This window comes from Marinovum sp. (genome assembly GCF_034669705.1).
Classification (GTDB): Bacteria; Pseudomonadota; Alphaproteobacteria; order Rhodobacterales; family Rhodobacteraceae; genus Marinovum.
The window spans coordinates 105,779-115,873 of sequence record NZ_JAXMOR010000015.1 but is presented as its reverse complement, the minus strand read 5'-3'; the positions used below and the strand labels follow the sequence as shown (position 1 = coordinate 115,873).

The following is a 10,095-nucleotide window of genomic DNA, read 5'->3' as shown; positions in this document are numbered from 1 at the left end:
GGCTTCCTGCTCTTTGATCATCCCGATGATTTGCGCCTCGGTGAAACGGCTCTTTCGCATTCGTCTGCTCCTACATAGGTTGGGCAAACTCTACTTCATGGTGAGGGATTTTGCGGGGGGCACGTCAGTCTGCTCCCCGGCCCGCGCCTCGCTTCTGACCGGCCGCATTCCCTCGCAGCACGGCGTGATCGACTGGATCCGCCAGGGCTCCGAGGCGAAGAACGGCGACACCCCGGTCGAATACCTCAAAGGTATGGCCGGGTTCAGCGATGTGCTGCACGACAACGGCTATGACTGCGGATTGATCGGCAAGTGGCACCTGGGCGACAGCGCCCGCCCGCAAAAGGGCTTCACCCACTGGATCACCATGCCGAAAGGCTCCGACAGCTACTATGGCGCCCGTATCTACCGCGACGGCGCGGAAGAGGTCGTGCCCGGCTATCTCACCGACTTCCTCGCCGACGAGGCCGTCTCCTACCTCGATGCCCGCGCCGGTTCGGACCGCCCGTTCTTCCTGTCGCTCAACTTCTCGGCGCCGCACCGGCCCTGGGCGAAGGCGCAGCATCCGGGCGACGTCTGGCATGAATACGACGACTGCCCCTTCGAGACCTTCCCCAAGCTGCCCCGCCACCCACACCAGATCAACAACGGCGTCTATCCCCAGGAAGACGTCGACGAGATGATCCAGGGCTACTGCACCTCGCTCACCGCCGCTGATGCGGCGATCGGCCGGGTGCTGGAGCAACTCAGGACGCTGGGGTTGGAGGAGGACACGCTGATCGTCTTTACCAGCGATAACGGCATGAGCCTCGGCCACCACGGCATCTACGGCAAGGGCAAAGCCACATATCCGCAGAACATGTACGATCAAGCGGTCCGCGTGCCTTTCCTGATGGCGCACCCCGGCCGCATCACGCCCCGTGCCTCGAGCGCGCTGATCAGCCACTACGACTTCTGCCAGACCCTGCTGGACTACCTCGGCATCGACGCCAAGGTGGCCGAGAACCTGCCCGGCAAATCCTTTGTGCGCAGCCTGACCGAGGCCGACGACACCCAGGACACCGAGGTCGTTGTCTTCGACGAATACGGACCGGTGCGGATGCTGCGCGACAGCCGATGGAAGTTTGTCTGGCGCAAGGGCGACTGGCCGAACGAACCCTACGACATGGTCGCGGACCCCGAGGAAATGAATGACCTGATCGCCTCGCCCGACCACGCCGAAATCGCGGCCGCACTCGAACAGCGCATCGCAAATTGGTTCCGTCAGTACGTCGTCCCCGCCCGCGACGCGACCAAACAGCCTGTCTACGGCCGCGGCCAGATTGCCCCGGTGGATGCCGAGACCGACGGCGAAGCCTTCGCGGACGACTGGTTCTACCAAAGCAGCGGCGGCGTGGACCCCGGACCGACACTTTAGGCACATTGCGCTCCCAGCTGTCGTCGCCACTGCGAAGCAAGGTCTCACAGCGTCGAGCGCGAACGCCCGCTCGGGCAGCGTCTGTCCTGCGTTGCGCAATTCTGGCAGGCTTTCTCGATCTGACGCTACACCCAGGATGAAGACACCGGCGCTCTGTTCGAAGCTGTGACAAATCGGAGCTGGCGCGGGTAACGGTGGCGACATCTTTAAAAGGGGTCGCCTTTGATGCGCAATGCCGCCGGGGGCGCCCTACAGCATCCTGTTGGCCAGCAACGACGTGACGCAGACACTCGCCCGAGATCATCCTTAAGGTGCTGCCGGTCCTCGCCTTATTTATAACGCCGCACTTGGTGCTGAGCCTGGCGCCGGAGGTAATACTGTTCCTGCCGCGCATGCTTGGGTATCAGGGCGAGGCACCCTCTCTGTTTTCCTCCCTGCGAAGGCCCTTCCGATGAAAACCATCTCCCTGCTCAACGGCCCCAACCTGAACCTGCTGGGCAAACGCCAGCCCGAGATCTATGGCGATGAGACCCTCGACGACGTCACCCGCCTGTGCCGCGAGGCCTGCGCGCCGGGGTTCGACATCACGGCGCTGCAATCCAACCACGAGGGCGCGCTGGTCGATGCGATTCATGCCGCACGCGAGGCCGCCTGTGGCATCGTCATCAACCCCGGCGCCTACAGCCACACCTCGGTGGCCATCCTCGATGCGCTCAACACCTTTGAAGGGCCGGTGATCGAGGTGCACATCAGCCAGATCCATAAGCGCGAGGCCTTTCGACATCACTCCTATGTCTCGCACCGCGCCGATGCGGTGATCGCCGGGCTGGGAATCGACGGCTATGCCGCCGGGGTGCAGCGGATCTGCAAGCTGGTCGGCGCGACCGGATAATCATGCCGTCCCGGCTTGCCGTCATGGGCACGGGCGGCGCGGTCGGGCGCCATCGAGCGAAGGTCTGGCGGCGGATTGCCGGAGGTAGAAGCGGTGGCGACGGCGGTCCTGATCTCTCGTCGCTTGGGACAGCGGCGTGGTCGGGCGGAGCGCCGGTCTGCGGCGCGGCGAAGACCCCATCGACGTCCTTCCCCGGGCCGGTCATAGGCCACATCCAGCCCCGCCTGCTGGCCTGCGCTGCGGTGCTGGCAAGGGAGTTGAACCGGGCGATGTTGTCGCCCATCAGGTCCGGCTAGATGCGGCTCATGTGCGGGCCCGCTTGAAGAGGTGGGCCTTGGCGCGGGTCCAGAGCGGGGTCTGCGAGACGAAGATCAGGATCACCGCGGTGAACAGCACCAGCGACAGCGGGCTCGTCACGATACCCTCGAACAAACGGCCAAGGTCCTCGCGTTCCGAGATGATCGCCCGGCGCCAGTTGTCATCCAGCAGCCGCGACAGGATCACCCCGAGGATGACCGGCCCCAGCGGATAGCCGTAGTGGCGCATGAAATAGCCGAAGACGCCGAACCCCAGCATCCAGTAGACGTCGGTGATTGAATTGTTCACCGCGTAGGCGCCGACGATCGACAGCAGCATGATCAGCGGGATCAGCACCGCGCGCGGCATCTCGACGATCCTGGTGAAGAGCTTGATGCCGGTCAGGCCGAAGAGCAGCATGAAGCAGTTGGCGGTCACCAGCGCCCCGACGATGAACCAGAACATGTCGGGCTGGTCGATCATCAGCATCGGGCCGGGGTTCAGCCCGTGGATGAAGAGCGCGCCGATCATGATCGCGGTCACCGCGTCGCCGGGGATGCCCAGCGTCATCATCGGGATGAAGGCACCGCCCACGGCGGCGTTGTTGGCGGTCTCCGGGGCCACGAGGCCCTCTATCGCCCCCTCGCCGAACTGGCGCTCGGGGTTCTTGGTGACGCGTTTGGCGTGGTCATAGGCCATCAGCGCCGCGATGTCGCCGCCGGTGCCGGGCAGCGCGCCGATGGTGACGCCGATGGTGGAGGTCTGAAGGCTCAGCGGCAGGTGTTTGCGGACCGTCGCCAGCGAGGGCACGATTCGGGTGATGTTCTGGCGCACCGCGTCCTTGTCGACGTGATGCAGCTGTGCCAGCGCCTCCGAGACGCCGAACATGCCGATCATGACGGCAATGAAGGAGATGCCGCCTTCGAGGATCTGGAAGTCGAAGGTGAAGCGCTCGGCAAAGGTCAGCGGGTCGCGGCCGACGGCGCCGATGGCGATGCCGAGGGCACCGGCGAAGATGCCCTTGACGAGGCTGCCCTGCGACAGCGAGCCGACCAGCAGGATGCCGAGGATCGCCAGGAGCATGTAGTCGCGCGGCTGGAAGGTCAGCGCGAAGTCACTGACCAGCGGCGCGGCCAGGGCCAGCACGCCGATGCCGATGAAGCCGCCGATGAAGCTCATGACGGTGGTGACGCCGATGGCCTCGCCCGCTTCGCCGCGCTTGGCCATCGGGTAGCCGTCAAGCGCGGTGGCGATGGCCGAGGGCGCGCCGGGAATGTTGAGCAGGATCGCGGTGCGCGAGCCGCCATAGACCCCGCCCATGTAGATGCCGATCATCAACGAGATCGCAGGGTAGACATCCCAGGAGAAGGTGAAGGAGATCAGGATCGACACCGCCATGGTGACCGACAGGCCCGGAATGGCGCCGACATAGACCCCGGCGAAAGTGCCCAGACCCACCAGCAAGAGCAGTTGCGGTTGCGAAAAGACGGTGAGGAAATCCATCAGCGCGCTCATTGCCGGGTCTCTCCCTGCAACAGGTCGCGGAAGATCTGGATGACCTCGGCCTCTGGCAGGATGCCGGCGGGCATCAGCACCGAAAAGACGATGCGGAAGATCAGCCAGATCACCACCAGGCTGGAGAACGCGACGCCCAGCGTCCAGAGCCAGCCGCGTTTTGCGAGGGCCTTGACGGCGACCACCAGGAACAGCGCCGAGGTCGGCAGGAAGCCCAGCGGCTTCAACAGGATGCCGTAAAGCACCAAGGCCCCGGCAAAGAGCACGACCACCGGTGGCAAGATATCGCGGGCCAGCGTCTCGGCACGGTCGAGCGGCAGGCGGGCGGTCTTGACCAGCACCATCCCCGATGCCACCACCATCACGAATGTCGTGGCCATCGGCACCGATCCGGCACCCGACAACGCCTCGAAACCGGAGATGCCGTAGGCGCTCCACAAGAGGCCGAGGCTGGCGGCCAGCATCACCCCGGCGAAGGCCAGCTCTCCGGGCCGGCGCCGGTCAGGCACGCCGCCGGGGGTGGCGTCGGAGGTGCCGTCGTGATGTTCGGGATCGATATGGGGCATGGTATCCTTTCAGAAAGGCCGCGCGTGACGTGAAAGACGCCGCGCATCAGCTGAACGCGCGGCGCCGGTTCTACGCAGGCGGGGAAGGCCGGTCAGGCGATCACTCGCCGGGACGGGCGATGCCGAACGTCTCGGGCGAGGCTTTGGTGTGACCGGCATCCTGCAACAGCCAGGCGGTGCTCTGCTGCCACTTGGTCAGAAAGTCGCGCGCCGCGTCGCCGGAGATGCCCATCAGGGTAAAGCCGCGATCCTCCATCAGCGAGACGAAGTCGGGATGCGCGACGCCGGCAGCATAGGCCTCCGACAGCTTGGCCACCACCCCGTCAGGCGTTCCGTTCGGCACGAAGACGCCAAAGAACGGCCCCCACGGCAGGTAAGTGTTGTAGGCCTCGTTGAACTCGGTCACCGGCGGCACATCGGGAAGCTTTTCGTGCGTCTCGACGTCGAAGATCGCCAGCGGCTTCATGTTGCCGGCGCGGATGCCTTCGATGGCGACGCCCAGCACCGCGGGCATCACATCGACCGCCCCGCCCTGCAAGCCGGTCAGCGCCGGACCGTCACCGTCATAGGGCACCGCGATCACGTCGAGCCCGCCCTCGACCGAGTCGATCATCGCCGTGATCACCGAGGGCAGCCCGCCGGGGCCGGTGGCGCCAAAGCGGACCTCGCCGGGGTTGGCGCGGATATGCTCCATCATGCCGGCGTAATCGTCGAAGGGCGCGTCCTTGTTGGCCACAAGGATCGGCGTGCCGCGGGCCAGCAGCGAGATCGGGATGAACTCGTTGTAATCCTTGTCGCCCAGACCCATGATCTTGTAGAGCATCGGGTTTTCCGCGCCCATCAGCAGGGTGTAGCCGTCGGCGTCGGCGCCGGCGACATGGTTGAGCGCGATGGCGCCGACCGCGCCGGTCATGTTCTGCATGACCACGGTGCCGCCCAGAACCTCTTCGGCATGCGGCGTGACCGCGCGCATCACCGTGTCGGTCGAGCCGCCGGCCCCCCACTGGATGATGCCCTGAATTTCCTTTTCCGGGTACTCCGCCGCCGCGGTGGTCGCGGTCAGTGCAAGCGCACCGAGGGCGCCGATGATAACGCGTTTCATAAATGTCCTCCCAAGGATCGTTGAAATGGGACAGGCGCCTGCCCTGCCCGAAGGTTAACACCGGGGTAAGCCGATGCAAGAAGCCGCATGTGACGTGACGCTCCCGGGGTCTGCCGGGCAGAGACCGGCCGGCCGGCTTGCGCGCACCGCGGCGGCGCCTATCTATGCCCTCATGAGCGATCTCGCCACCGATATCTCTGCCTGCCGGCTCTGCGCCGAGCGCTTCGCCGCGACCCGGACCCGCCATGCCCCGCGCCCGGTGGTCTGGTTCGCGCCCGAGGCGCGTCTGCTGATTGCCAGCCAGGCACCGGGGCTCAGGGTACACGAGGCCGGCATGCCGTTCTGGGACCGCTCGGGCGACCGGCTGCGCGACTGGCTGGGCGTCGACAAGGACACGTTCTACGACCGCAGCCGGATCGGCATCCTGCCCAACAGCTTCTGCTTTCCCGGCTATGACGCCAAGGGCAGCGACCTGCCTCCGCCGCCGCTCTGTGCGAAAACATGGCATGCGCGGGCCATGGCGGTGATGCCCGACCTGCGGCTCAAGCTGCTGATCGGCGGCCATGCCCAGCGCTGGCATCTGAGCACGCGGCGGCCGGTGACCGAGGTGGTGCGCAACTGGCGCGATGCGCCCGAGAACACGATCCCGCTGCCGCATCCCTCGTGGCGCAACACCGCCTGGCTGAAGAAGAACCCCTGGTTCGAGACCGAGCTGGTGCCCGAGCTGCAGCGCCGGGTGCGCGCGGTGCTGGCGGGCTGAGGCCTTGCCACCGGGCGCGCAGCGCAATACCCGAGAGCAACGCACCCGGGCGAGCCCCGTCCGGGCCAAGGAGATGCCGAGATGACCGATCCCACGCCGCTCGATCTGGCCCATGCCGCGATGGAGGCCGCGCCCGAAGACGAAGCCGCCCGCCTGCGGTTCTACGAGAGGCTGGCCGATGGCGAGGTCTTTCTGCTGCTGGCACGCGATCCCGATGGCGAGGCGGTCGAGCCCGAGCTCTTCGACGTGGCCGACGCCCGCTTTGTGCTGGTGTTTGACCGCGAGGAGCGGCTGGCGCAGTTCACCGGCCGGATTTCGCCCTATGTGGCGCTCTCGGGGCGGGCGATTGCCGGCATGCTGACGGGTCAGGGCATCGGACTTGCGGTCAACCCAGAGGTGGCGCCGTCGCAAATCCTGATCCCGCCAGAGGCGGTCGACTGGCTGGCCGAGACGCTCTCTGGCGGCCCGGCCGAGGCCGAGGCGCGGCCCGAGGAGATCACCGCGCCGCGGGGCCTGCCCGATGCGCTGCTGACCGCGCTCGATGCCAAGCTGGCGGCGGCCGGCGGGCTGGCGCGTTTTGCCTATCTCGCCGGCGTCACCTACGAGGGCGGCGCGCGGGGCCACCTGCTGGGCTTTGTCGAGGCCGCCCCGGGGGCCGAGCCGGCGCTGGCGCTGGCGATCAACGAGGCGCTGACTTTCTCGGGGCTTGAGGCGGCGGCGCTCGACGTGGCCTTCTTTGCCGCCTCCGATCCGATGGCGGCGCGGCTGGCACGCCATGGGCTGCGCTTCGACCTGCCGAAACCGCCCGAGGCCGAGGCCCGCCCGGCCCCGGGCAGCGACCCCGACAAGCCGCCGATCCTGCGCTGAGCCGGGGGCGCACCGCCGCACCCGCCCCCCGTGACAAGCCAGAGCCCGCCGCCTATAAGGCGGCAACCCCCACGTTTCCAAGGACGACATTCATGACCATCCAGGTTTTCGGCCACAAATCTCCCGACACCGATTCCACCGGCGCCCCCCTCGTCTGGGCCTGGTATCTCTCCGAGATCAAGGGCACCCCGGCCGAGGCCAAGCTGCTGGGCGAACCCAACACCGAGGCCGCCTTCGTGCTGCAGCACTGGGGTCTCGACAAGCCCGAGATCATCTCGGGCGTCGAGGCCGGTGCTCCGGTGGTGATCGTCGACACCAACAACCCGGCGGAACTTCCCGAGGGGATCAACGACGCCGACATCCAGGCGATCATCGACCACCACAAGCTGGTCGGCGGGCTGGAAACCAAGGGCCCGATCGACATCCGCATCGAGCCGCTCGCCTGCACCGCCACCCTCATGTACAAGATGATCGGAGACGACCTCGCGCAGGCGCCCAAGGCGATCAAGGGCGCGATGCTGTCGTGCATCCTCTCCGACACGCTGGAATTCCGCTCGCCCACCACGACGCAGGAAGACACCGCAATCGCCCATGCGCTGGCCAAGGACCTGGGCGTCGATATCGCCGATCTGGCCGAGAAGATGTTTGCCGCGAAATCCGATGTCTCGGCGTTTACCGATGCCGAGCTCTTGCGGATGGACAGCAAGGAATATGCCGTCGGCGACACCAAGTTCCGCGTCTCGGTGCTGGAAACCACCTCGCCCAAGATCGTGCTCGACCGCAAGGACAGCCTGATGCGCTCGATGGAGGATGTGGCCAAGGAAGACGGCGTCGATCAGGTGCTGCTGTTTGTCGTCGACATCCTGAACGAGCAATCCACCCTGCTGGTGCCCAACGACCTTGTGAAGTCCGTCGCCGCCAAGAGCTTTGACGCCGAGGCCACGGGTGACACGCTGGTCCTGCCCGGCGTGGTCAGCCGCAAGAAGCAGATCATTCCGAACCTCAAGGTCTGATCGCCGTGGGCCTGTTCGGCTTTGGCAAATCCGCGGGCGCGCTGCCGGACCTCGGCGCGCTCCCGGTCGAACAGGCCATTGCGCGGCTCAGGGCCCTGCCGGCCGCGCAGATGAACCGGGCCGCGGGTTCGGTGCTTTATTCCGCCCGCGCCCGGCCTGCCGCCCTCGACGATCAGATCGCCCTGTTTGACGCTATCGCCGCCCTGCCCGGCCTCGCCGCGCATCACCGCGCCAATGCCCGCATCGCCCGCAGCCACAAGGCGCTGGAACTGGGCGACGCGGCCGCGCTCTCAGCGGGCCTGCCGGCGCTGCTGGCCCTGGGCCCCGAGATCGCCGGGTTTCCCCCAAGCGACGACATCCGGCAGGATCGTTGCCACGTCACGTTTTCAAGAGCCTACGTCGGGCTCAACGCGGCGCTGATGCTGGGCGACGGCGCGCTGCTCTCCGAGCTGATGGACGAGGCCCTGGCAGCCGCCCGGCACCATCTCGATGCGCCCCTGCCCGGCGGCTTCTACCGCAGTTCGGCCAATGTAATGCGCTGCCTGGCCTTTGCGCTGGTCGCGCGGCGGCATGGCACCGAACCGGCGCAGCGCGCGGCTCTGGCGACGCTGGCGCAGCAGGTCTTTTCCCGCGCGCTCGACCTGCGTCCGCCGGCAGGGCGCAGCACCAAGGCCCGCAAGGTCGCCACCGGCATCCCGATGCCCGACGCGGAGTTCATGCGGACGGCGGCGCTGGCGCAGCTCCTGACCCGATGGGCCGAGGCCAGCGCAGGCGGGACGCTGGACGAGACCATCGGCGCGCTGGCGGTGGCGCAGCGCACGCCAGACCAGCGCGACAGGCTAAGCGCCGCCTGGCAGGCTCAGCGACAGTAGGCACCGCCGCGGTGGCGCGCGGTATCGTAGTGGAAATGATCTTCGTGATAGCCGTCGGACCCCGGCCCGAGCGTGGTGCCGAAGGTGCCGCAGGCGGTCTTGTGCGCCCGGCGCAGCGCCGTTCCCTTGGCCCCCCGCCCCCAGTCGCGCAGCACGTTGAGCGTGTCGCCATTGACCAGCACGACCTCGGAGATGTCGATCGCCCTCGCCTTGCCGTGCTCGCTGATTTTGGCGCCGGGGCGGTTGTTGCGGGTGCGGCAGGCATAATGCGCGGCGACCCGCAGGCCGGCGACGCCGCCGCCCAGCTTGCCCACCGCCGGGCGCAGCCCGATGTCGACCCAGGCCTGCAATGCCTTGGCGGTGCCGCAGGTCAGCACCGCCTGCTGGCTGAGCCGCACCCCCGAGACCGCCGAGACCCGCACCGCCCGCTCGGTGCCGCAGCCGGCAATGCGGCCGGCGACCGGGCCGATCTCCTCGCCCTCGATCCCGGGCACGCCGCACAGCTGGCCGCGCAGCGGCTCGCGCTGGGCCATGGCCCTTTTCAACAGCCCCTCGGGGCGCAGCGTCGGCCGGGGCGAGCGCAGCGGCCGCGCCGGCAATGGCGGCAGCAATTGCACTGGCGACATGGTGGAGAGAAAGAAGCCGACCGACCGCGCCAGCGGCCGCTGGCTGGTCTCGGGGGCGGCAGCGCCGGCGGCACTGGCAAGCACCCCCGCGGCCACCATCGGCAAGAGCAGCCGTGTCAGAACCCGTCTCGCCAATCGCCGCATGAAACCTGCCCCTCGTTACCCTAC

At 67.4% G+C, this 10,095-nt stretch carries 10 protein-coding genes; 6 read left to right on the top strand and 4 right to left on the bottom strand.

The features are described 5' to 3' along the window. The first annotated feature begins 97 nt into the window (after positions 1 to 97). Both VOI27_RS12510 and VOI27_RS12505 read left to right on the top strand, forming a co-directional pair. Positions 98 to 1,417 carry a sulfatase gene (locus VOI27_RS12510; RefSeq protein ID WP_323765686.1) on the top strand — a complete coding sequence of 440 codons (1,320 nt, stop codon included), beginning with the start codon at positions 98 to 100 and terminating at the stop codon, positions 1,415 to 1,417. Positions 1,418 to 1,868: 451 nt separating this feature from the next. After that, positions 1,869 to 2,309 carry a type II 3-dehydroquinate dehydratase gene (locus tag VOI27_RS12505; RefSeq protein ID WP_323765682.1) on the top strand — a complete coding sequence of 147 codons (441 nt, stop codon included), beginning with the start codon at positions 1,869 to 1,871 and terminating at the stop codon, positions 2,307 to 2,309. A gap of 303 nt (positions 2,310 to 2,612) precedes the next feature. On the opposite strand, the gene VOI27_RS12500 is transcribed toward VOI27_RS12505, so the two are convergent. The 3 genes from VOI27_RS12500 to VOI27_RS12490 form a co-directional block, all read right to left on the bottom strand. Beyond that, positions 2,613 to 4,121, bottom strand: a complete 1,509-nt coding sequence (locus VOI27_RS12500; RefSeq protein ID WP_323765681.1) for a tripartite tricarboxylate transporter permease — start codon at positions 4,119 to 4,121, stop codon at positions 2,613 to 2,615. After that, positions 4,118 to 4,687 (bottom strand): tripartite tricarboxylate transporter TctB family protein, encoded by a 570-nt coding sequence (locus VOI27_RS12495; protein ID WP_323765680.1) that lies wholly within the window; start codon positions 4,685 to 4,687, stop codon positions 4,118 to 4,120. Before VOI27_RS12495 ends, VOI27_RS12500 begins: the two co-directional genes overlap by 4 nt. 100 nt (positions 4,688 to 4,787) lie before the next feature. After that, on the bottom strand, positions 4,788 to 5,789 hold the full coding sequence (locus VOI27_RS12490; protein WP_323765679.1) for a tripartite tricarboxylate transporter substrate binding protein: 1,002 nt from the start codon (positions 5,787 to 5,789) through the stop codon (positions 4,788 to 4,790). Between the two features lie 172 nt (positions 5,790 to 5,961). On the opposite strand from VOI27_RS12490, the gene VOI27_RS12485 reads away from it, so the two are divergent. The 4 genes from VOI27_RS12485 to VOI27_RS12470 all read left to right on the top strand — a co-directional run bounded on the left by VOI27_RS12485 (position 5,962) and on the right by VOI27_RS12470 (position 9,301). Continuing rightward, on the top strand, positions 5,962 to 6,549 hold the full coding sequence (locus VOI27_RS12485; RefSeq protein ID WP_323765678.1) for a uracil-DNA glycosylase family protein: 588 nt from the start codon (positions 5,962 to 5,964) through the stop codon (positions 6,547 to 6,549). Between the two features lie 81 nt (positions 6,550 to 6,630). After that, positions 6,631 to 7,416 carry an SseB family protein gene (locus tag VOI27_RS12480; RefSeq protein WP_323765677.1) on the top strand — a complete coding sequence of 262 codons (786 nt, stop codon included), beginning with the start codon at positions 6,631 to 6,633 and terminating at the stop codon, positions 7,414 to 7,416. Positions 7,417 to 7,508: 92 nt separating this feature from the next. Then, entirely contained in the window at positions 7,509 to 8,429 is a 921-nt protein-coding gene (locus VOI27_RS12475; RefSeq protein ID WP_323765676.1) for a manganese-dependent inorganic pyrophosphatase, read from the top strand. Between the two features lie 5 nt (positions 8,430 to 8,434). Continuing rightward, on the top strand, positions 8,435 to 9,301 hold the full coding sequence (locus VOI27_RS12470; RefSeq protein WP_323765675.1) for a hypothetical protein: 867 nt from the start codon (positions 8,435 to 8,437) through the stop codon (positions 9,299 to 9,301). On the opposite strand, the gene VOI27_RS12465 is transcribed toward VOI27_RS12470, so the two are convergent. Beyond that, on the bottom strand, positions 9,289 to 10,071 hold the full coding sequence (locus tag VOI27_RS12465; RefSeq protein WP_323765674.1) for an extensin family protein: 783 nt from the start codon (positions 10,069 to 10,071) through the stop codon (positions 9,289 to 9,291). The two genes, VOI27_RS12470 and VOI27_RS12465, sit on opposite strands and share 13 nt — an antisense overlap. Between the last annotated feature and the right edge of the window lie 24 nt (positions 10,072 to 10,095).